The organism is Myxococcus faecalis (assembly GCF_050039385.1).
Lineage (GTDB): Bacteria > Myxococcota > Myxococcia > Myxococcales > Myxococcaceae > Myxococcus > Myxococcus fulvus.
Map to the genome: position 1 here is coordinate 1,670,226 of NZ_CP144336.1, position 21,794 is coordinate 1,692,019.

Here is a 21,794-nt window from a genome sequence, read left to right on the forward strand (position 1 = left end):
ATGTGGCAGGGGCTGGCCTGGAGGACCGCCATCGCGTCGCTGCTGTTGGGCCTGCTCGCCACGCTGTCGGCGGCGTACGTCACGTTCAACAAGACGGCGGAGCTGGCGGCCCAGGGCAGCGCTCGCCTCTTCTCCGAGGCCATGATGCAGGCCCATGGCGAGGCCTGTCGCGCCGCGCCCCAGGGATGGAGCCACACCTTTCCCCAGGGGCTCCAGGTGCGCGCGTTCGACGCGGACAGGCTGCTCGAGCGTGGGGGACCGGACCCGGCGCTCGTGGAGCGGCTCGCCGCGGGCGAGTCCCAGCCGATGTCGCTCCACTACCCGCGCATCGAGGGAGGTGTGTGGGCCGGGAGCATCCTGATTCGCGCCGCGGCGTCGGGGCCCTGCAGCGTGCTGGAGTACCGGTGGCCCGTGGTGGCCAGCCGGATGAGCGGCGCGCTCTGGTTCATGCTCGCCGCCATCACCTTCACCGCGCTGCTGGCCGCGGCCTCCACGTTCGCCGTCATCTCCCCGCTGCTCAAGCGCGTCCGGCGGCTCCACGCGGCGGCCAGCGGCCTGGGCGGCAAGGCCTACGCCTCCACGAACGACGCCGCGCGCGACGAGCTGGGAGACTTGTCACGCGTCCTGGACGTGGCCCAGGCGCGGGTCCAATCGGATGCGGCGCGCATCCTGGGACAGCAGCAGGCCTTGGAGCGCTTCCTGTCGAACGTGGCGCATGACCTGAAGACGCCCATCGCGTCGCTGCAGCTCGCCCTGGAGCTGGCGTCGAGCGCACCCGCGGAGGAGCTGCCCGAGCTGCTGGTGCGCGGCCTCGAGGACACCGTCTATCTCACCGCCCTGGTCGACAACCTGCGGCTGGCCTGCCAGCTGGGCGAGGGTGTGGATCCACTGGACGGCGAGCCTCGCGCGGCGCTGGGGATGCTGGTGGAGCGCGTGGCGCGCCGACTGTCGCTGCTGGCCCGCCGCAAGCAGCTCACGCTGGAGGTCGCTCGCCCGGACCACGAGCTGTGGGCGCGCTGCCATCCGACGATGCTGGAGCAGGCGGTGAGCAACCTGGTCCACAACGCCATCGCCCACGGCACGCCGGGCGGCCACGTGGTGGCCGTGCTCGAGGAGCCGGCCCCGGAGCGCTTCCGCCTCACCGTGTTGGATGACGGCCCGGGCGTGCCCCCCGAGGACCTGGGGCGGCTCGGCGAGCGGTTGTTCCGGGCGAGCGGCGCCCGGGAGCGGGACCCGCGCGGCAGCGGGCTGGGGGTCGCCATTGCCCGCGAGCTGTGTCAGCGCGCCCACCTCACCCTGGACTTCAGCCGGAACGAGCCGTGTGGACTGAAGGTCGTGCTCGAAGGCGCCCGCGTCCCGGCGCCCTCGTGACGCCACGCGCGACGGCTCAGCCGCCCGCGACGAGCCCCGTGAGGTCCCGCACGATTCGTCCGTCGACGATGGGCAGACACTCCGGGGGACACTCCTGGGTGAACCGCACGCCTCGCTCCCGGGCCCGGTGGAGGAACCCGTCGAGCCCGTCCAGACAGGCCTCCGGGATGTCGTGCAACACCATCAGCGTGTGAGGCCTCGCGGCGCAGTCCTCGAGCGCCTTCTCGGGCCAGCCCTTCGCATCCAGCCAGTCCCCGGGCACGCTGTTCCAGAGCGCGCACGTGTACTGGTGACGGACCAGGTGCTCGACGGCGCGAGGGCTCAGCAGGTGAGGCCCCAGCTTGCCGCCGCCGCCGAACGGACGGAACCACTTCGCCGTGGAGACCAGGGGCGAGAGCAGCGCGTCCGTGGCGGCAATCTCCGCCTCCACCGCGTCAGGACGGGTGTCCTCGCCGAGCGGCGTGGCGTGCGAGAAGGAGTGGTTGCCCACCCGGTGGCCCTCGTCCCGCGCGCGGACCACGAGCCGGCGTCCCTCATCCGTCCCCAGGTGCTTGCCCAGCACGAAGAACCACGCGGGGATGGCGTGCGACGCCAGCAGGTCGAGCACCCGGGGCGTCACCACGGGGTCGGGCCCGTTGTCGAACGACAGCGTGAGCAGGCTCACCGGAACACGTTGTTGGACGTGCGGTCCCCGGACAGCCAGCGCTTCAGCTCCTGGTGGGCCTTCGCGCGGCGCGCCTGGAGCAGGTCCTGGGTGATGGCCTGGGGGCTGTCGTGGGTGAACTCGACGATCATCCCGTTGGGGTCCTTCACGTACAGCGAGCGGCAATAGCCATGCTCGAGCACATACGTGTCCGGCTCCTTGTAGCCCGCCGCGCGCAGGCGCTGCTCGATGCCCTGCTGCGTCTCCACGTCGACGTTCAGCGCGATGTGGTGGAACGGCGAGGACGGAATCTCCGGCCCGAAGAGCTGCTGGTCCTCGGGCTTCTCGAACTGGAAGAACGCGAGCGCGCTGCCGTCCGCGAGCTCGAAGAAGGTGTGACAGTAGGTGCGCATGGCGCCGAACAGCTCGTCGGACTCGCACCAGGTCGCCACCAGCGGAAGTCCAATCAGGTCCTCGTAGAACCTCCGCGTCGCCTCCAGGTCCTTGGTCACATAGGCCGTGTGGTGAAGACGGCTCGGCAGCTTCGCTTGCGTGGACATGGGTCCTCCCAGGGGTTGGTCCTCAACGACTCGAGCTCACGGCGCGCGGACGACGGGGTTCTTGAGCACGCCCACGCCTTCGACGATGACCTCACACACGTCACCCTCGCGCAGGAAGCGAGGAGGGTTGCGCGCGGCGCCCACCCCGCTCGGCGTGCCCATGGCGATGACGTCGCCAGGCTGGAGCGTCATGGCCACGGAGAGGTCCGCGAGGACGGTGGCGACGTCGAAGATCATGTCCGACGTGCTCGCGTCCTGGAGGACCTCGCCGTTGACGCACATCTGGATGCGCAGGCCCCGCGCGCCCGCGGGCAGCTCGTCGGGGGTGACGAGCTCGGGCCCCAGCGGGCCGGTGGCGTCGAAGTTCTTGCCCACGGTCCACTGGTGGGTGCGCTTCTGGTAGTCGCGAATCGAGCCGTCGTTGAAGAGCGTGTAGCCCGCGACCCACTCCAGCGCGCGCTCCTTGGGGATGTGCCGCCCCGGGCGCCCCACCACCACCGCCAGCTCCGCCTCGTAGTCGAGCTGGCTCGAACAGGTGGGCACCACCATCGGCTCGCCGTGGCCCAGCAGGCCCGAGGCCACGCGGGAGAAGACCACCGGGTGCTTCGGGGCCTCGTACGTGGCCTCCGCCGCGTGGGCGACGTAGTTGAGCCCCAGGCACAGGAACTTGCTCGGCTCCGGGACGAGCGGCCGATAGGTGAACTCCTCGTCGGAGAGCACCGGCGCTCTCGCGACGTGCCGGGCCAGGTCCGCCAGCACGTCCGGCCCCCGCTCGAGCAGCCCTCGCAGCGAGGTGCCGACCCCCGCGTCGAGCGCCGTCGCGTTGAGCATTCCCCGGGGCGTGCGCACACCCAGCGCGGGCTCCCCCTTCACCAGAATCGATGCAATCCGCATGGTCGCCGGTCTCCCTCGTGCGAGCGCAAGGCTAGCCAGATGGGAGGCCTCGCTCAACCGATTGTCGACAAAATGCGCTTTGCATCCAGCTTGACACCTTGTGTCAAATCCGCGGCGTGACGTATAGGTCGCCTGTCCGTGAGGAAATTGATGGCCGCCCCGTCCCGCATCCGGGTTCCCGTGTCGGAACCCACGCTCGCATCGACCGTGGTGGACCGGTTGCGAGCGGACATCCTGCAAGGTGGCCTCGCGCCGGGAGAGAAGCTGCGGCTGGAGCACCTGGCGCCGCGCTATGGCGTGGGGCGCACGCCGCTGCGCGAGGCGTGTTGCCGACTGGCCTCGGAGGGGCTGGTCACCATCGAGGACCAGCGTGGCTTCCGGGTGGCGCCCATCTCGCGGGCGGACCTGTTGGACCTGACGCGGACGCGGCAGCAGATCGAGACGCTCGCGCTGCGGGGCGCCATCGCCCAGGGGGACATCACCTGGGAGGGAGAGGTGACAGCGGCGCTCCATCGATTGCAGCGCCGCGCTCCGGCGTCCGGCAGCGGCGTGCTGGATGACACCTGGGAGCTCGAGCATGCGCGCTTCCACGCGACGCTGCTGAGCGCCTGCCAGTCGCCCTGGCTGCTGAAGTTCCACGCGATGCTGTTCGACCAGACGGAGCGCTACCGGCGCCTCTCCCTGGCCCATGGCAAGGCGGGACGGAACGTGGAGGACGAGCACGCCGCCCTGGTGAAGGCCACGCTGGACCGGGACGCGGAGCGGGCGTGCGCGCTCTTGACGGAGCACATCGCCAGGACGACCGAGCGGGTGCTCGCGAGCCACCCCGGGCTGCGCGCGGTGTCCGTCCCGGCCCAGAAGCCTTTGCCGACAAAAACCCGGCGGCCTCGCGCGAGGGATTGACGCCAGGCGCGGCCGCGCGTACTGGCCGGAGGCACATGGTACGCACGCGCTTCGTCGAGGGTTCAGGAGGGATTCGGCTCGCGGTGGATGAGTCGGGCCCGGCATCGGGTGCGCCGAGCATCCTCTTCGTGCATGGGCTCGCCCAGGGCCGTGGGAGCTGGGACGAGGTGCTGCGGGGGCGGTTGGCGGAGCGTCATCGCCTGGTCGCCATCGACCTGCGAGGGCACGGGGACTCCGACAAGCCCGAGGGCGATGGGCCCTATGTGGACGGGGTCCACTTCGCTGGGGATCTCGAAGCGGTCATCCAGCAGCTCGGGTTGGTACGGCCCGTGGTCGTGGCCTGGTCCTACGGCGGTGTCGTCGTCGGCGACTACCTGCGGCGCCATGGTGACGACGCGCTGGGCGGCCTGTTCTTCGTGGCGGCGTCGCTCAAGACGGGCAAGCCGGCGCGCGCGCTGTTCGGCCCGGGGATGATGTCCAACGCGCGGGGGCTGATGTCGGAGGACGGCGCGACCTATGAAAGCTCCGCGAGGGCCTTCGTCGAGGCGTGCGCGGCGGGCACGCTCGACGCATCGCGAGTCGACGCGAGCGTGCGAGCCATGCAGCGCGTGCCGGTGAATGTCCGACGCGCGCTGCTATCCCGGGCGGAGGACTACTCCGTGGAGCTCGAGCGCTGCCGTCGACCGGTGGCCACGCTCCACGGAGAGCTGGACCAGGTGGTGCTCCCCGCCATGAGCCGCGAGGTGGTGCTGGCGTGCGCCCGCTCGGGTCAGGGCACGTGGTTGCCCGGCGTGGGCCACGTGCCCTTCATGGAGGCGACACCCCGGTTCGAGGACGCGCTGGCGTCCTTCGTGGCTCAGGCGTCGAGCTGAGCCAGGACGGTCGGCTCCAGGAACGTCAGCGTCTGGAGCGTCGGCGCCGTCCTCCGGGCGAGGGACGAGACGACCTTGCTGTCCCCCACCTCCAGCACGCGTGTCACGCCCTGCTCGACGAGCGCCTGCATGCACTGCGTCCACAGCACCGGCCCCGTGATTTGGGTCAGCAGCGAGCGCCGGATGCAGACCAGCGTCTTCACCGGCTTCGCGGTCGTGTTGAGCAGCACGGGACATCGAGGCATCCGGAGTTGCAGGCCCGCCACCACGGACTTCCACGCCTCCTCCACCTGCCCCATCAGCGGCGAGTGGAACGCATGGCTCACGTCCAACAACACGCACTCCGTCGCCCCCGCCGACAGGGCCACGTCCTTGAACCGCTCCAGGACACTCCGGTCCCCGGACAACACGAACTGCCTCGGGCTGTTGTGGATGGCCATCACCACCACGCCCTCTCTCGCCGCGTCGTGACACAGCTCCGCCAGCCTCACCCCGTCCAGCCCCATCACGGCCAGCATCCCGCCCGGCGTCGTCACGCTCGCCATCAACTGCCCACGCTTGCGCACCGCGCGAACGGCCGCGGTCAACGGCAGGCACCCCGCCGCCACCAGCGCGGAGAACTCCCCCACGCTGTGCCCCACCACCACCGAGGGCCTCAGCCCCCGCTCCTCCAGCTCCGCCAGGCACGCCACGCTCACCGTCACGATGGCGGGCTGCGCGTTCTCGGTCGCTGTCAGCCGCTCGAACGGCCCCTCCAGGCACAGCCGCTTCAGGTCCTCGCCGATGGCGTCCGAGGCCTCCTCGAACACCCGCCGGGCCGCGACGGAGCGCTCCAGCATCTTCCGCCCCATCCCCACCTTCTGGGAGCCCTGCCCCGGGAACAGCCACGCCCACGCCGTGTCGCTCATGTCAGCCCACCGCCGCCGTGACACCAGGGCCCACCGCCATCCGCTCCACCTCCGCCACCCAGCGCTCGGCGAACTCACGCGCCGTCTCGTCGCGGACCGTCGGCGAGAGGTACTCGAGCACGCCGTGCACCTCGCCCCCCGAGTGGATGATGACGACACCGAAGCAGGGTCGACCCGTCAGGGAGCCACGCACCAGCACCCGCTCCGTCTCGACACCTTCGGGCAGGGCCAGCTCCTCGGGCTGACGGATGGTGCTCACGAGCAGCGAGTAGTTGAACGCGGAGGGGTCCGCGTCGTTGCTCCGAAGCCCCGCCCGGAACATCCCCGGGGGCATCAGCGTCAGCAGCCCCATGTTCACCATGAAGCTCACGGCCTCGTCCGGCTCCCTCAGCTTCCGGATGGACTCCGAGAGCGTCTTCTCCAGCGCGGGTGAGCGCAGGTCCTCGGGGCTCGCCACCACCTGCAACATCCCCAGGTAATTCCCCAAACCAGACGGCACCCCCAACGCGCTCCGCAGGTTCGTGGGAACGAAGGTCCTGAAGCGCAGCTCCGCCTGGCCCCGCTCGCGGCGCAGCGCGCTGGCGGCCCGGAAGACCGCGCCCACCAGCAGGTCATTGCGGCTCACGCCCTCCGCCGTGGAGACCGCCTTGAGTCGCCGCCACGTGTCCGCCGGAATCCGCAGCAGGTGGTGCCGCGTGTGCCTGGGCCGCGCGGCCGCGTCATCGGCGAGCACCGCGGAGGCCCCCTTGTCCGTGTCCCCCATGGAGAAGTGACGGCGCACCAGCCTCCACATCCCCGCGAAGCCCCGAGGCCGCAACAGCTCCCGCAGCCGCTGTCCCCCATGCACGGGAAGCCGCGGCGACAGGGGCCGCCCCGCGCGCAGCTCGTTGTATCGACGCACGAGCAGGTCCAGCATCAGCAACCCACCCTCGCCGTCGACCGCGCAGTGGTGCACCGTGAGGCACAGCCGGTAACCCCCTTCGGGCCGTGGCGCATGAATCACCCGCCACGGCGGCAGCCTCCTCAAGTCCATGGGCGCATCCAGCAGGCGTGAGTCCTCCGCCTCCACCGGCGCGTCGGACCAGCACAGCAGCCGCGAAGGCTCCACCCAGGGACGACGGGCGACGAACCTCGCCACGCCCAGCGTCGCCTCACGCACGAACGAGCGCGCCAACGGGAGCTCGCTCAACACCGCCGCGACCGCGCGCTCCAGCGACTCGCGCTCCAGCGGCGTGGCCGTGTCCACGAAGTGGTGCGAGTTCATCCGCGAGCCAGGGCCATCCTGCAGGTAGAAGTACCGGTCCAGGCCGTTGAGCCTCAGCGCCCCCGACTCGGGCGCGAGCGGAATCACCAGCAGCATCAAGGCGGCGGCCACCAGCGGAGGCCACGCGGGCATCACCAGCCACAACAACGCCGAGGCGACCGCCAGCTCCACGAGCAGCCCCCGCCGAGGCACGCGCAACAAGCTCAGCGCGCCCACCGCGAAGCCGAGCCAGGCCCACCCACCGAGCCACGCGGAGAGCCCACACAACAACAGCCCCGCCGCGCGGGTACCCACGACGAACGGCGTCTGAAAGAACGAAGAGGAGGACATGGGGCGAGTCATGACGGAGCCGAAGGGCTACACCCGTCCCGACATTCCTTTCTGGCGACCATCGAGGAGGGGCTTGAGCACCGGACCCAGATGTCCCAGCACACTGAAGCGCAGCCCCTCGACCTCGACGTAGACCTGACGCGTCCGGGGGTGGAAGGCCACGACGCGAAGCCTGGCGATTCCATCCTGCATCCCCAGGTACGTGCTGAGGACGGCGACCTCCTCACCCTGTGGGAGCGGAGCATGGAGCCGCAGGCTGTCGGCCCCCTCCGGGAGCACGAGCGACTCCAGCGAGTAATACGCCGTCATCCCCGCCGCGTGGTTGATGGCATCGAGCGCGAGCGGTGACACCCGCAGGCGCGGTGTGCTCGTGAACGAGAAGAGGTCGCGCGTCCCCATCTCCTTCACCCACGCCGCTTGCTGCGTGGCCGACACGAACCGGAGCTGACGGCAGCCCTGCATGCGAGGCCCCAGGTAGGCCTCCTCGCCCTGGTTGTAGAATGGACCGAAGTCCTGACGTCCCTCCGCCGTGAAGAGCGCCGCCGTGCTGGCCTCCACCGTCACGTCGCCCCCGTCCCGCCGCGCGCCGAGCAGCACCGTCCCCGTGTAGAGCTTGCGTCGCAGGGGCGGCAGGTCCGCGCGCGGCCGCAGCTCCATGTCCACCTGCACCGTCACCGCCACGCGTCCGAGCGCATCCGCGCCCCCTGCCCGCGCATCGACGAGCAGCCGCGTGCTCCGGCCCTCCCAAACCTTCGCGGCCTGGTGGTAGCGGACCGACTCCAGTCCCCTCACCTGGAGCCCTGGCCTCAGCAACAAGGCCGCCTCGGCCATCAGCTCCATTCCGAAGGTGCCCGGCAGCACGGCGACGCCATTCACCTTGTGCTCGCGAAGGTACGGGTCCGTCTCCAGACGCAGCTCACGCAGCGCGGTCAGCGACGTCTGGGTGCGCTCCAGCACGGCGCCCACCATCGGGAAGGTCTCGGGGCTCAGCGCCTCGTCGTCCTGGCGCCCCCGGTACTCCTCCACCACGAGGTGGTAGTTCGTGCCGCCCATGCCGAAGGCGCTGACGCCCGCCCGACGCGGCCCTCCATCCGCGGGAGGAGCCCAGGCGCGAGGCTCGGTGATGACCTCGAACGGCACCGTGTCCCAGGCGATGTCCGGGTTGGGGCGCTCACAGTGGAGCTGCGGCGGCATCACCTTGTGCTCCAGGCTCTTCAAGACCTTGACCAGGTTGATGACCCCCGCGGCCGAGTGCAGATGGCCAATCATCGACTTCACCGAGCCGATGCCCACCGAGCCCGGCGCGCGCCCCTGCATCACCTGCGAGTAGGTGGAGATCTCCGTGAAGTCCCCCACCGGCGTCGCCGTGCCGTGGCACTCGATGTACTGGATGGACGCAGGGGAGACGTCGGCGCGCTCCAGCGCACGGCGGACCGCCAGCTCCTGGCCCACGGGGTTGGGCGCGAGCAGCGACTTGCCCTTGCCGTCGCTGGAGGAGCCGATGCCCTTGATGAGCCCGAGGATGGTGTCCCCATCCCGCTCCGCGTCCTTCAGTCGCTTGAGCACGACGACGCCCGCGCCCTCACCCGGGATGAAGCCGGACGCGTCCGCGTCGAAGGGACGGCTCCCGGTTCCACTCATGCCCCGGAAGGTGCAGTTGATGGCATACAGCTCCGGCGCCAGGTCCGCGAAGGAGCCGCCCGCGAGCACGACGTCGGCCAGATCCAACTGAAGGTTCGCCACCCCCGCCTCGATGGCCGCCAGCGAGGACGCGCAGGTGCTCTCGTAGATGCCGGTGGCGCCCTTGAACCCATACACGTGCGCGATGAGCGTGGCCTCCGAGCTGCCCGCGTATCCCGCGTGCGTATACGGCGTCATGGGCGCCATGTGCGCCTTGAAGTTCCCCTCCGCGCGACGGGCGAGCCCATCGACGGCGCCAGCGGCCAGCCCGCTCTCCTCGAGCACGCGGCGGAACAACCCATCCATCTCCGTGTAGGCGATGCGCAGCTCCACCTCGCGCTCGCGCAGCCGGCCCGGCATGTCCGCCATGAAGACGGCCGTCCTCTTCGGGGCCTTCTGGGGCGCCGTCGTCTTGCGGAGCGCCTCCGCCGCGGCCGTCAGCGCGAAGACGTGTGAACGGTCCAGCTGGACGGCCAGCGTCGGCGGGATGAGGAACGCCTTCTCGTCGAAGGTGAAGTCCTCGACGAAGCCGCCGAGCGGGCAATAGATCTTCCCTGTCACGCCCTCCGGTCCGAAGTACCGGTCGATGTCGAAGCGCTCCTTCGGAATCCGGATGATGGAGTCCTGCTTCGCCATCACGTTCTCGAAGAACGTGTCGCTGTCGCGCGCACCGGGCGCGAGGGCGCCGTACGCGACGACGGCGACGGGCTCCCGCTTCGGCGGAGGACCGAGGCTCGCGACGAGCTGGGCGTGGTACTCGGGCAGGTACTCCTCCAGTGTGAGGTGGTAGGCCTGTCCTCCCATCGCCAGGGAGTTGATTCCGGCGCGACGCGGGACTCCGCCGGCGGGCGCCTCCCACGGCGCGGGCCGCGAGCGCACCTGGAACGGCGCGCCCTCCACGCGCAGCTCGTCCCGGAGCTCGCGCACGTGCGCCTGGGCCGGCAGCGTCTGGTGCTTGAGCGCCATCAACGTGCGGACGATGCCGGGCAGCGTGGAGGCCGACAGCAGGTAGCCCACCATGTTCTTCGTCGACCCCAGCGTGAGTCCACCCGGCGCATGGCCGTTGAACACCTTGCCCATGGCGGTCAGCTCGGAGGCCTCCAGGAACTCCACGCCGTTGGCGTGGCACTCCAGGTACTGCACGGACTCGGGCGCGTATCCCGCGAGTTCATAGGCGCGCTGGGCCGCGGTGACCTGCGCCTCCACGGGCGGGCTGATCAACGCGCCCCGGCGGCCGTCGTTCGCGCCGCTGATTCCGCGGATGACGCCGAGGATGGAGTCGCCCTGCTTGAGCGCATCATCCAGACGCCGCAGCACGAAGAAGCCCGTGCCCTCGCCCAGCAGCGTCCCGGAGGCGTTGGCGTCGAAGGGCCGGGGCTGCGCCTCGCGGGTGAGCAGGCGCATGCGCTCGAAGGTGACGAAGGGCGCGGGCGTCAGGTACGGGCTGGTGCCGCCCACCAGCGCGACGTCGTAGTCCCCCAGCGAGAGCCCGTTGACCGCGCTCTCCAACCCCAGGAGCACGGACGAGCACGCCGAGTTCACCACGAAGTGCGGGCCCTTCAAGTCGAACAGCGAGCAGGCGCGCCCCAGGGCCAGGCTCATGCCCGACACGGTGCCTCGGGTGAACTCGCGGTGGCTGACCTCGCGGAACGTCTTCTCCGAGGACTCCAGGATGCGACGGCGCGCCTCCTCGGGGAGCCCGGAGTCCTCGACGGCCTTCTGGATGGCCTCCATCAACTGCGGCAGGTGCCAGAGGAACGGATGGGTGATGCGCGAGTCGTAGCCCATCTCCGAACCACCCATGATGACGGCGGTCCGCTCCCGGGCGAACTCACGCTCCAGCAGGCGCGCATCCGCCAGCGCGCGACGGATGGCCTCCACGGTGTACAGCTCGCACCGGTGCAGCTCGTCGAGCATCTTCGGCCCGACCTTGTACTCACGCCAGGGCAGCTCCAGCTCGCCGAAGAAGGACGCCCTCCAGACCTCGCCCTTCTCCGTGTCGGACGCGTCCTGGCTGTAGAAGCTCTCCCACCGGAAGCGCGACTCGGGCACCTGCGCGAACCGGGGCGTCCCGGCGACGATGTATTGCCAGAGCTGCTCGGGCGTTTCGGTCCCCGCCACCATGCACGAGGCCCCGATGATGGCGATGGGCGTGGACTTCCGGTTGGCGGACTGCGGATGCGAAGTCATCTCACGGACTCGTTGAGCAAGCGGTGGACATCACTGAACGCCAGGAGGCGATGGAAGCGCGCGACTTCACCCGTCGAGGCCGGGTGCCCCAGTCGGACCACGTCCGGAAGCGCCTGGAGACATGCCCCGAGCGTCTCGCCAGTGCCGGCCTCGAGGAAGACCCGGACGCCGTCGTCGTGGAGGCGGCGCACGTGCGGGCCCAAGCGGGACGGCTGCGTGTCCAGCAGGGCGAGGTGCCGCGCGAGGAACGCCTCGGGCAGCGGTGCCTCGTAGTACCGACCATGGATGGCGGAGAGCACCGCGACCTCGGGAGCCCTCCACGTGAAGCGGGTCAGCTCCGAGCGGAGCTGCGGGAGGCCCTCGATGGCGTGGGCGGACGCGCCGAGGCTGGAGCGCAGACGCAGCGCGCTCAGCGCGTCCTTCGCGGAGAGCATCCCGCTCGCGACCAGCGCGCTGTACTCGCCCGTCCCCTCCCCCAGCAGGACATCGACACGCAGTCCGTACGAGCGCAGGAGGCGGTAGTACGCCACGCCCGCGAGCACCTCGGCCACGTCGGCGACGAAGGCGTCTTCGGCCCGCGAGGCCGCGTGGAGAGGCTGCCCCGTCAGCGACTCGAAGGCGGAGCCGACCTCCGTGAGCGTCTGCTTCACGGAAGCAAACCGCGCGGACAGCTCGCGCAGCATCGCCGCACTGCGTGCGCCTCGATGTGGAAACACCCACGCGACCCGACGCGCGAGCAGCCCGTCCCGCGGACGCGGCATCGACTCGCGCGGGGAGAACTCCTCCACCACGGCGTGGTAGCTGGTGCCTCCCAGGCCCAGCGAGGTGACCCCGGCGCGACGCGGCCCCTCGTCCGAGGCCGCCCAGGGCTCGATGTCCGTCGGCACCCGGAAGGGCAGCTCCCGCCAGGGGATGGCCGGGTTGGGCGTCGCGAAGCCCACGTTGGGTGGGACCTGTCCACGGTGCAGCGCGAGCGCGACCTTGAGCAGCGACACCGCGCCGGCCCCCGAGTTCAGGTGGCCCAGGTTCGACTTGATGGAGCCCAGCAGCACCGGCCCCCCGACGCGTCCCTGTCCGTAGACGGCGCGGTACGTCTCCACCTCGACGGGGTCTCCCACGGGTGTCCCCGTGCCGTGGCCCTCCAGGTACTGGAGCTCGTCTGGCGAGACGCCCGCCTTCTCCACGGCCCGGCGCACGGCCTGGACCTGTCCCTCCGAGGACGGCGCCCAGATGGAGGCGCTCTTCGGGTCCGTCGCTCCCGCCACCGCGCGAATCACGGCATAGACGCGGTCCCCAGCGGCCTCCGCGTCGGAGAGCCGCTTCAGCGCGAGCATCGCGGCGCCCTCGCTCGTCACGTAGCCATCCGCGCGCGCATCGAAGGGGAACGAGCCGCTCTGGGACAGTCCTCCGAATGAGCACCACTGGACCAGCCCATCCACCCCGAGCGACGCATACATGCCGCCCGCGAGTACCAGGTCACACTCCCCCGTGCTCAGCCACTGAGCGCCCAGCTCCACCGCCGCGAGGCTGGAGGCACACGCGGACTCCACCATCATCGCCGGGCCCTGGAAGTCCCGGTGGTGCGCGACGCGTCCCACCGCGAGGCTGCCCAGGTAACCGGGCAGCGTCTGGTCGGTGATGGGGGGCAGGTCCTTCTTGTAGTCCCGCTCCACCTCGCCCCGGATGAGCGCAGCCGTCGCGTCGTCGACGCCGCGCTGGCGCAGATGCTCGGCCAGGCGTCCGTCGAACTCGGCGTGGTACACGCGCGCCTGCGTCTGGAACTCGCGCTCCAGGGGAGGCATGTAGCCCATCGCGAGACCCACGCGCTTCGCGTCGACCGTCCCCGAGTCCTGGAGCGCCTGCAGCGCGGCCCGCATCGTCCAGCTCTGCCCCCGGTCGATCTGCGCCGCGACCTCGTCGGGGATGCGGACCTGTTCCTGGGGCCAGCTCCCGTCGACGATGGTGCCCACGAGGTTCGTGTAGGGCCGGGCCTTGCTCTTGCGCGTGGGGTCCAGGTAGCGCGCGGTCTCCGCCCGCTCCGGCGGCATGGCGCCAATCGCGCAGTGCTTCGCCAGCAGGTTGCTCCACAGCTGCTCCACGTTCGCGGCGCCAGGGAACACACCGCCCAGGCCCACGATGGCCACCGGCTCGGAGGGCCGAGGAGGCGGCAGCGTGCGCGCCAGTCTCGAGTGGGTCTCGGAGGAGAACTCCTCGAGCGTCAGGTGGAAGCTCAGCCCGCCGAAGCCGAACGCGCTGACGGAGGCCCGTCGCAGTCCGCCCGCTACCGCCGGCCAGGGCGTGCCCTGCTTCGCGAAGTAGAAGGGAGTGCCTTCCAGCGAGATTCCTTCCGCGCCCGCCGCGAAGGAGCGCTGCGCAGGCAGCACCTGACGGCTCAGCGCCAGCGTGGCCTTGAGCAGCCCCGCCGCACCCGAAGCGGCCTGGAGGTGGCCCGTCAGCTCCTTGACCCCTCCCAGCATGACGGGAGCGGCACCCGCTTCCTCTCTCCAGAGCGTGCGCAGGCTCTGGAACTCCGTCGCGTCCTCGCTGGGAATCCCCGCCGCATGGCACTCGACGTACTGCACGTCACGGGGCCCGTAACCCGCCTGGGCGTAGGCCCGGCGCATCGCGAGCACCTGCCCCTTCGACTCCGGCACCACCAACGATGGGCCCTGTCCCTCCGAGGCCGCGCCGATGCCGCGGATGACCGCGTGGACCTTCGCCTCCGCGGACACCGCGTCGTCCAGGCGGCGCAGGACGAACACCCCGACGCCCTCGCCCAGCAGCGTGCCGCTCGAACGACGGTCGAACGGCGCCAACACGGTCGTGCCCAGGCCGCCCAGCTTGCTGAACGCGACCAGGTCATGCGGCGTCAGCAGCTGGCTGCATCCCGCCACCACCACCGCGTCACAGTCACCGGCGTTGAGCTGCAGACTGGCGCTCTGGAGCGCCGCGAGCGAGGAGGCATACCCCGCGTCCACGGCGAAGTGCGGGCCACGCAGGTCGAAGAGCTTGGCGGCCCTCCCTGCCCAGATGCTGCTGAAGGACGCGGTCGCCTCCGTCTCACTGGTGCCGCCCAGCTCCGCGTCGAGCTGCCGGGTGAGCACCTCCGCGAGCTCGGAGGCGAGCCCTGGGTGACGCGCGCTCAACGTCGTCGACGCAGCCAGCGAGCGCAGCATGTCCACCAGCCGGGCCTGCACCCGCGAGCCCGGGCGAAGGCCACCGCCCAGAGAACCCAACACCAGGCCGATGCGCTCCGGAGCCACCGCGCCGAGCCCATCGCGCGCATCGTCGAGCGCCTGCGCCGTGGCCTCGATGAACGCCAGCTGCATCCGGTGCATGTCCCGGAGCACCTTGGGCGGAATCCGGTACTTCTTCGCGTCCAGCCGGGGCTCCTCCACGAGCGCGCCGTGGAGGCTGTGCGTGCGGTCCGGGGCCGAGCGCTCGGCCGCGAAGTACCACTCCGACGGGAACTCCCGAGCGTCCAGCGGGCCCAGCGCCGAGGCCCCCGTCATCACCTGCGTCCAGAAGGACTCGACGTCGTTCGCGCGCGGGAGGACACAGCCGACTCCCACGATGGCGACAGGCCTGAAGCGAGGGGTGCTCATGGCACCTCCCGCACGGAGAACCCGCGGAAGAGCGCGACCCGTCGTCCCTGCTCGTCCCACGCGACGACGTGGAAGGTCTGCAGGTCATCGTGGGCCGAGGTCCTCCGCGCGAACACCTGGACCTCTCCGCGCGGAATCGCGTGCAGTTCGCCGGACGCGAGTTCCAGCGGGAGCACCGTCCGCTCGCGGCACAGCACCCCCAGCGAGAAGGCGACGTGCAGGATGGCGTTGAGCAGGGCCGCGGGCCAACCCGGCGCCCTCGGGTCCTCCTGCCAGCCGGACTTGGAGTGGCCCGGCGGCGCGACCACGGCGAGGAGCTGGTCTTGCGCGGGACGCCGATACCGCAGGCCCGCCAGGAACGTGGGCCCGTGCTGAATCTCACGAGGCAGCCGGTACAGCGCCTCGTAGCTCTCCGCACCCGTGAAGTCCAAAGGCCGGAAGCGCGCGGGCGATTCGGCGCGCTCCCCCATCCGCACCTCGCCCGAGGCATGCGTCCTGTGGATGCGCGGGAAGCCCTCGCGAGGCGGCGCCATGCTGGAGGAGATGCCCACCGTGACGCGGTTCGCCTCCGCGGCCTCCGCCGTGACGGAGAACTGCAGCGCCCGGGTGTCCTTGAAGCGCGCGGCCTGCACGAAGCGCACGTCGCGCACGCCGAGCACCTGCCGCTCCGGTTGCATCCGGTGCGCCGCCTGCGTCATCAGCCCCACCAGATACGCGGCGGGGAACACCGGTGCGCCCTCGACGACATGGTCCAGGAGATAGGGGTCCGTGCGGATGTCGACCCCGCGCTCGAAGCGCCAGCTCCCGTCGGTGGCGCTCACCTCCCCCAGCGTCGGCCCCTGCGCGCTCATGTCGAGGCCGCTCCCGGGGCCAGCCGCCACCCCTGCCCCACCCGACGCCAGTCCTCGCGCGTGTCGTGGAGGACCGCCAGCGCATAGCCCTGCCCCGCCACGAGCACTCCGGAGACGGCCTGCTCCCGCCGCCCTGGGACGTCCAGATGGATGGAGCGGACGAGCGCATCCGCCCCGCCCGTCAGCGGCGCGAGCCGGAGCTCCTCCACCTCGGCCTCCCTCCAGCCGGAGAACGTCACCTGCTGCAGCGCCGCCCTCAGCCCTTGTCCCGTGCACTTCACCAGCGCCTCCTTGAGGCACCAGCCCAGGTTCCACAGCTCATCCGGCGACCGTTGCCAGAGCCGGGCCCGCGCCTCGAGCCACACGCGCTCATCCCGGGTGAACACCTCGTCCTGGAACGCCGCGCCCCGAGGCACGACGCGCTCCAGGTCCAACCCCACGCGGCCATGGCTCGTCACCACCGCCATCGCGAGCTCGCGCGAGTGGGTGATGGACACGTCACACGCGGGCACGCCAGGGGGCAGCTGCGCCACGGGGCGCCCCTGCTCCGGCCCGGCCAGCATCTGCGTGAGGCCCACGTCCTGGGGTGACACGCCGTGTCCCTGCGCGTCCAGATGCGCGCACAGCGCCAGCTTCGCGGCGATGCGGCCCGCCAGGTGCGCCACCCGCCGCGCGAGCACCACATGCATCCCGCTCACCGCCAGCTCCGCCGGAGTGAGGACGCGGGAGATGAGCCCATCGGGCCGCGCGGGCCAGGCACGGCGCACGTGCGCCAGCGGCACCACCATCAACGTGACGCGCTGCCCACCCGGCAGCACCACGGCGACAGGGCCACTCGCGGGCTCCCAGTCGAGGTCAGGGAGCGTCACGGTACTCCTCGAGGATGAGGTGGTAGTTCGTGCCACCGAACCCGTACGCATTGACGGCCGCGCGTCGGGGCGCGTCGCCCACCTGCCAGGGGCTGGCGTCGCGAGCGAAGGACAAGGGCCCCTCGCACGAGGCCAGCCGCGCGTTCAGCTCGGCCCCCGTGAGGAGCGGAGGGAACACGCCTCGCTGGAGCGCGAGCACCGCGCGGAGGACACCTGCTCCAGCGGACGCGATGTACGAATGTCCGATGTGCGGCTTGATGGCGCCAATCCGCACCGGCCGGGCCTCGCGGCCGTAGACCTCCACCAGCGCGCCCGCCTCGGGCAGGTCTCCCTCCAGCATCCCCGTCGCATGCGCCTCGACATACTGGATGCTCTCCGCGCCGACGCCGCTGTCCCGCAGGGCCCGACGCATCGCCAGCGCCTGGCCGCGAGCCTGGCTCGCGAAGATGGACTTGCCGCGACCGTCCGTCGAACCGCCGACGCCGCGAATCAAGGCGTGGATGCGGCTGCCGTCCCGCTTCGCATCCGAGAGCCGCTTCAGCACGAAGATGCCGCAGCCCTCGCCGTGCACGAACCCGTCCGCCTCTTGCGAGAACGGCCGCATCCGCCCCTTCGGGGAGATGGCGCCGACGAAGCACATGTTCACGCAGTAGGGCGCGGTGATCTGCGACCACACGCCGCCCACCACGGCCACGTCCCACCGGCCATCGCGCAGCCCCTGGATGGCCAGGCTCAGCGCGGTGAGCGTCGACGCACAGGCGGACTCCACCGTGAACGCGGGGCCTCGGACATCCAGGGCCCGGGCCACGCGGGTGGCCGGCGCGCTGTTGAGGATGCCCGGCAGCGAATCGGAGGAGATGGGCGGCTGCTGTCCCTGGAAGGCCTCGCGCGCCTGCGTGATGAAGCGCTCCACGCGGTCCGTGGGCAATCCCGAGCGCGACATCACCTGTCGGTAGACGCCCGCGAGCTCCGGGAACGCCAGCCGCGTCTCCACGGCGATCTCCTGCAGGTTGCCCGGCGTGGTGGCCACGATGACGGCCGTGCGCTCCGAGGGCAACGCACGACCCGCGTCGGCGACAGCGGCCTTCGCGACCTCCAGCGTCCAGCGCTGCGCCGGGTCCATGCGCGCCACCGCGTTCGGAGGAATGCCGAACTCCGTGAAGCGGAACGGCGCCTCCGCCACCAGCGCGGCCCTGGGCGCGTACACGCGGAAGAACGTCTCCCGACTCGTCCCACCCCAGGCCCGCGAGGCGTCGTGGTAGAGCGACACCGGCCAGCGCGACTCGGGGATCTCGCCCACCGCGCAGTGCCCCTTCAGCGCGTTCTCCCAGAGGGCCTCGGGGCTCGGCGCGTCGGGGTATTTGCACGCGAAGCCCACCATCGCGATGGGCTCCGCCGGAGCACGCGGCGCGCGGCCACGGACCTGGGGCGCCTGTGCGTCATACGCCTCCACCACCGCGTGCCACGCGACACCTCCGAAGCCCGCCGCATGGACGGCCGCCCGGCGTGGACCTCGCGTCAGCGCGGCCTGCTCCGTGAGGACCCGCGGCGACGTGCCACCTGGCGCGACGTCCGGATGGAGCGTCCGGAAGGAGCGCTGCGGAACGAGGGTCCGCTCACGCAAGCCCAACAGGACCTTGAGCATCGCGGCGAGGCTCGACGCCGTCTGCAGGTCCCCCACCGACTCGGAGATGGCGCCGAGCGACACACCGTTGGAGCCCCTGTATGCGTCCGACAGGCCCTCGACGAGGTGGGCATCCCACGAGGGGACACCCGTGGCGCCCGTCTCCACGAAACAGACCGAGTCGGCCGCCACCGCCGCGCGGCGGAGCGCCTCTTCGGCCGCCCTGCGATGCGCCTGCGCGTCCGTGGCCGTCATCGAAGGGCCCGCGCCCCGGTTCACTCCGCCCACGCCTCGGAGCACGCCCTGGATGGGGTCACCATCCCTGCGCGCGACCTCCAGCGGCTTGAGCAGGAACATCACCGCGCCTTCTCCCAGCGCGGTGCCATCCGCCCGAGCGTCCAGCGGAAACACGCCGCGCTTCGACAGCCGGCGCAGCTTGTCGTGCAGCACATACTCCATGGGCGACAGTGCGGGGCTGGCCGCGCCCACCAGCGCCATGTCCCACTCCCCGCTCATCAGCCCCTGCACCGCCGTCTCCAGCGCGGCGAGCCCCGACGCGGCGTGGGCATCCACGCAGAAGTGCGGCCCGTGCAAGTCGAAGAGGCTGCACACGCGCCCCAGCACCGGGCTCATGAAGCCCCAGAACGCCCAGTCGTCCGAGCCGTCGATGTGCTGCCGGACGAGCTCCTCCTGGACCTGCCGAGCGACGAGTCCGGCCTGCTCCGGGGAGAGCTCCTTCCAGGCCTCCGTCTGGCTCGCGGCGCGCAGCAGCTCGGGCAGCCGCCACTTGGTGTTGAAGCCCAGGTTGCTCTTGCGCCCCATGCCGCTGGAGCCGGCAATCACCGCGACCCGGTCCCGCGCGAACTCGCGCTCCGGGGTGTAGCCCGCGCTCGTCATCGCCTGGACGGCGGACTCCAGCACCATCATCTCGATGGTGTGCAGCAGGCGCGTCTCGATGGGCGGGACCTTGAACTTCTTCCAGTCGAACTTCAGCCCCTCGACGGGCGCGCCGAGGAAGGACGTCGTCCGGTCGACCGCGTTCGGGTCGTCGCTGCCATACGCGCTCCAGTCCCAGCGCGCGCCGGTGAGCGGCCGCACCGCCACGTGTCCCGCCAGGAGGTTCTGCCAGAACGTGGGCACGTCATGGGCGTCCGGGAGGACACACCCCATGCCGATGATGGCGATGGGCGCCTGAGCTTCAGCTGGCATGCGCGCGCACCTTCGGCTCGGAGGAATGCAGCCCACCGGAAGGGTCCAGGGACGTGCGCAGGTACACCTTCTGCTCGGGGGTGTACGCGTCCACGCTGATGGAGCAGTAGTCGTGCGCCTCCAGGCAGATGCGTCCCGCCTCGTCCCAGACGGTGAAGTCGTAGAACAGCAGCTCGCCCACCTCGCGGTTCAGCCGCGCGCGAACGCCGAGCCGCTCACCCGCCCCAGGCGTGCGCCCAAGCACCAGCCGGTGCACGCCCTTGGGGACCGGAGCCCGGAGGTTGTGGAGGATGCCCAGCGTCCCCGCGAGCTGGAAGCAACCGTCCAGGACGAAGGGGTCCAACCAGAAGCGGGCCCTCGGCACGGAGGCGAAGTAGCCCGTCGGCTCGGGGACCCGCAGGCTCGCGACGGCGTCGCGCGGCCCGGGGTAGCTGATCCAATCCACGATGCGGAACGGCGCCCCGACGTGGAAGTAGGCGTCCTTCACGTAGGAGCGGCTGAAGGGCAGCTCCCCTTCCGCGCCGCGCGCCTTGGCGAAGCCGGGAGGAATCACCCGCGGGTGGCGAGCCCCCAGTCGCACCTGGGCGCGGTAGTGCAGCACGTCCGAGCGCAACACCGCGCCTCGGGGGTTGAGCAGGTCCGCGTACGCACAGACCTCCCACACCTCGTCGCGGCGCACGGCCCGGACACAGGCCTCGGTCGGACGCTCGGGCCGGACGCGGATGAACTTCTCCAGCGACACGTCGCGCACTTCGCACACGTCGCCCTCACCCGCGACCGCGGCCACCTCCGCGAGCCACTCGATGGCCGCGGCGCCGGGCAACACGGGGATGCCGTTGACCCGATGCTCCTCCAGGTACACGTCCTCCTGGAGCGCGAACGTCCGAGCCCAGCAGCCCTGCTCCCGCGCGCTCCCGAGCATCGGGAAGCCGCCCTGCTCCCGAGCCTCGGGCGCGGCGCCCTGGAACAAGGGCCCCAGTTGCAAGCGTCGCCGCGTGGCCAGCGCGGCCGGGATGGCCCCCGCCGCGAAGTCCAGCGTCAGCGACTCCGGCTCGTACGCCATGCTCAGCGCGTTGTCCGCCCGGCAGATGGACTTCATCGACGGGGTGGCGCCCTCGCTGTCGCGCAGGAAGTCGACGGCGGTGTCGAGCGTGAGGTCTCCGCGCCGCTCACGGACCAGGTGCTCCAGGCGCCGATAGCGATGGAGCGAGTCCTCCTGCATGTCCTGGAGCATCTCCAGCGCCACGGCCTCGTGGCCCCGAGCCGCCTTGTGCGCGACGCGCAGGTGGTTGGTGGAGACGACGAAGTCCTGCTCCGGCGGCGCCGTGTACTGGCCGGAGTGCGCCCCCACCTGCTCCCAGACCATCGCCTGTCCCGAGCGATGGGTGAGCATCAGGTTCCAGCTCCCACCGCGCGCAGTCGCCTCCAGCACGGCGCGGGCCTCTTCGAGCGAGTGCGCGCGCGACAGCACCTCCCGGTTCTGGAACGTGAGCGGATAGAACACGCGCGGGTCCAGCGGCGCGACGGGGACGTTGACGCCCAGGCTCAAGCCCGCCGCGTTCATCCCCGAGCACACGCCCAGCGCCGCGGGCCAGAACGTGACGGACACGTACGGGATGCGCCCCTCCAGGCGGTACACGACACACGTGGGGCGCAGGAACTTCGCCAGCGACGGGTACGGCACATCCAGGTTGTGACCGTGGAGGACCTTCCCGCCCGTCGTCGCGCGCCCGAAGGCCGCGAACTGCGAGCAGCCGATGGGCGCGCCCGAGAGGATGTCGAGCACGAGCGTGTGGTAGAGGATGGTCTCCCTCGGGAAGCCGCTCGCGTCCGAGACGCCTCGGACCTCCTCGTGGATGTCCTCGGGCAACAGCGCCGCGAGCGCCGCCATGCGCTCCCGCATGGCCTGCTCCGTCACACCAAGCTTCTCCAGCATGGGACGGATGGACTCGTCCTCGATGGAGACGGCGTGGGCGATCTCCTCCCGCATGAGAGCGCCGTACTGCCGGCCGACCTCATGG

General features: G+C 71.2%; 14 protein-coding genes. 3 read left to right on the plus strand and 11 right to left on the minus strand.

What is annotated here, in order from left to right:
• The gene (locus VZQ01_RS06290; protein WP_426748934.1) at positions 1-1,371 is read left to right on the plus strand and encodes a sensor histidine kinase; all 1,371 of its coding nucleotides are present in this window, start codon (positions 1-3) and stop codon (positions 1,369-1,371) included.
• 16 nt (positions 1,372-1,387) lie between these two features.
• Here VZQ01_RS06290 and VZQ01_RS06295 read toward each other — a convergent pair whose 3' ends face one another.
• The 3 genes from VZQ01_RS06295 to VZQ01_RS06305 are packed head-to-tail and all read right to left on the minus strand — an operon-like array spanning position 1,388 to position 3,468.
• The gene (locus tag VZQ01_RS06295; RefSeq protein WP_426747165.1) at positions 1,388-2,035 is read right to left on the minus strand and encodes a polysaccharide deacetylase family protein; all 648 of its coding nucleotides are present in this window, start codon (positions 2,033-2,035) and stop codon (positions 1,388-1,390) included.
• Positions 2,032-2,574, minus strand: a complete 543-nt coding sequence (locus tag VZQ01_RS06300; protein ID WP_223748868.1) for a VOC family protein — start codon at positions 2,572-2,574, stop codon at positions 2,032-2,034. Before VZQ01_RS06300 ends, VZQ01_RS06295 begins: the two co-directional genes overlap by 4 nt.
• A gap of 36 nt (positions 2,575-2,610) precedes the next feature.
• Positions 2,611-3,468 (minus strand): fumarylacetoacetate hydrolase family protein, encoded by an 858-nt coding sequence (locus VZQ01_RS06305; protein WP_426747166.1) that lies wholly within the window; start codon positions 3,466-3,468, stop codon positions 2,611-2,613.
• 150 nt (positions 3,469-3,618) lie between these two features.
• Here VZQ01_RS06305 and VZQ01_RS06310 point away from each other — a divergent pair, with 150 nt between their 5' ends.
• Both VZQ01_RS06310 and VZQ01_RS06315 read left to right on the plus strand, forming a co-directional pair.
• Positions 3,619-4,371: a GntR family transcriptional regulator gene (locus tag VZQ01_RS06310; protein WP_426747167.1), complete on the plus strand. Its 753-nt coding sequence runs from the start codon at positions 3,619-3,621 to the stop codon at positions 4,369-4,371.
• 35 nt (positions 4,372-4,406) lie between these two features.
• Positions 4,407-5,243: an alpha/beta fold hydrolase gene (locus VZQ01_RS06315; protein ID WP_426747168.1), complete on the plus strand. Its 837-nt coding sequence runs from the start codon at positions 4,407-4,409 to the stop codon at positions 5,241-5,243.
• Here VZQ01_RS06315 and fabD read toward each other — a convergent pair.
• From fabD to VZQ01_RS06355, 8 genes are read right to left on the minus strand one after another with little or no spacing between them, the layout of a single operon-like run.
• A complete protein-coding gene (gene fabD / locus VZQ01_RS06320) occupies positions 5,228-6,151 on the minus strand; it encodes an ACP S-malonyltransferase (RefSeq protein ID WP_426747169.1) in 924 nt (307 codons plus the stop codon). The two genes, VZQ01_RS06315 and fabD, sit on opposite strands and share 16 nt — an antisense overlap.
• A 1-nt stretch (position 6,152) precedes the next feature.
• Entirely contained in the window at positions 6,153-7,745 is a 1,593-nt protein-coding gene (locus VZQ01_RS06325) for a hypothetical protein (RefSeq protein ID WP_426747170.1), read from the minus strand.
• Between the two features lie 27 nt (positions 7,746-7,772).
• Complete coding sequence (locus VZQ01_RS06330; protein WP_408891128.1) at positions 7,773-11,615, minus strand: polyketide synthase family protein; 3,843 nt, start codon at positions 11,613-11,615, stop codon at positions 7,773-7,775.
• The gene (locus VZQ01_RS06335; RefSeq protein ID WP_426747171.1) at positions 11,612-15,220 is read right to left on the minus strand and encodes a beta-ketoacyl synthase N-terminal-like domain-containing protein; all 3,609 of its coding nucleotides are present in this window, start codon (positions 15,218-15,220) and stop codon (positions 11,612-11,614) included. The genes VZQ01_RS06330 and VZQ01_RS06335 overlap by 4 nt, the downstream gene beginning before the upstream one ends.
• Positions 15,217-16,071, minus strand: coding sequence for a polyketide synthase dehydratase domain-containing protein (locus tag VZQ01_RS06340; RefSeq protein ID WP_223748860.1), 855 nt, complete (start codon positions 16,069-16,071; stop codon positions 15,217-15,219). The genes VZQ01_RS06335 and VZQ01_RS06340 overlap by 4 nt, the downstream gene beginning before the upstream one ends.
• Positions 16,068-16,940, minus strand: a complete 873-nt coding sequence (locus VZQ01_RS06345; RefSeq protein ID WP_426747173.1) for a 4'-phosphopantetheinyl transferase family protein — start codon at positions 16,938-16,940, stop codon at positions 16,068-16,070. Before VZQ01_RS06345 ends, VZQ01_RS06340 begins: the two co-directional genes overlap by 4 nt.
• Complete coding sequence (locus tag VZQ01_RS06350; RefSeq protein WP_426747174.1) at positions 16,927-19,773, minus strand: beta-ketoacyl [acyl carrier protein] synthase domain-containing protein; 2,847 nt, start codon at positions 19,771-19,773, stop codon at positions 16,927-16,929. The genes VZQ01_RS06345 and VZQ01_RS06350 overlap by 14 nt, the downstream gene beginning before the upstream one ends.
• A complete protein-coding gene (locus VZQ01_RS06355; protein WP_426747175.1) occupies positions 19,763-21,763 on the minus strand; it encodes a C45 family autoproteolytic acyltransferase/hydrolase in 2,001 nt (666 codons plus the stop codon). The genes VZQ01_RS06350 and VZQ01_RS06355 overlap by 11 nt, the downstream gene beginning before the upstream one ends.
• Positions 21,764-21,794 lie beyond the last annotated feature (31 nt).

Coding starts and splice junctions, on each gene's coding strand:
- VZQ01_RS06290 (WP_426748934.1), top strand. CDS start 1: ATGTGGCAGGGGCTGGCCTGGAGGACCGCCATCGCGTCGCTGCTGTTG.
- VZQ01_RS06300 (WP_223748868.1), bottom strand. CDS start 2,574: ATGTCCACGCAAGCGAAGCTGCCGAGCCGTCTTCACCACACGGCCTAT.
- VZQ01_RS06305 (WP_426747166.1), bottom strand. CDS start 3,468: ATGCGGATTGCATCGATTCTGGTGAAGGGGGAGCCCGCGCTGGGTGTG.
- VZQ01_RS06310 (WP_426747167.1), top strand. CDS start 3,619: ATGGCCGCCCCGTCCCGCATCCGGGTTCCCGTGTCGGAACCCACGCTC.
- VZQ01_RS06315 (WP_426747168.1), top strand. CDS start 4,407: ATGGTACGCACGCGCTTCGTCGAGGGTTCAGGAGGGATTCGGCTCGCG.
- fabD (WP_426747169.1), bottom strand. CDS start 6,151: ATGAGCGACACGGCGTGGGCGTGGCTGTTCCCGGGGCAGGGCTCCCAG.
- VZQ01_RS06325 (WP_426747170.1), bottom strand. CDS start 7,745: ATGTCCTCCTCTTCGTTCTTTCAGACGCCGTTCGTCGTGGGTACCCGC.
- VZQ01_RS06330 (WP_408891128.1), bottom strand. CDS start 11,615: ATGACTTCGCATCCGCAGTCCGCCAACCGGAAGTCCACGCCCATCGCC.
- VZQ01_RS06335 (WP_426747171.1), bottom strand. CDS start 15,220: ATGAGCACCCCTCGCTTCAGGCCTGTCGCCATCGTGGGAGTCGGCTGT.
- VZQ01_RS06340 (WP_223748860.1), bottom strand. CDS start 16,071: ATGAGCGCGCAGGGGCCGACGCTGGGGGAGGTGAGCGCCACCGACGGG.
- VZQ01_RS06350 (WP_426747174.1), bottom strand. CDS start 19,773: ATGCCAGCTGAAGCTCAGGCGCCCATCGCCATCATCGGCATGGGGTGT.
- VZQ01_RS06355 (WP_426747175.1), bottom strand. CDS start 21,763: ATGCGGGAGGAGATCGCCCACGCCGTCTCCATCGAGGACGAGTCCATC.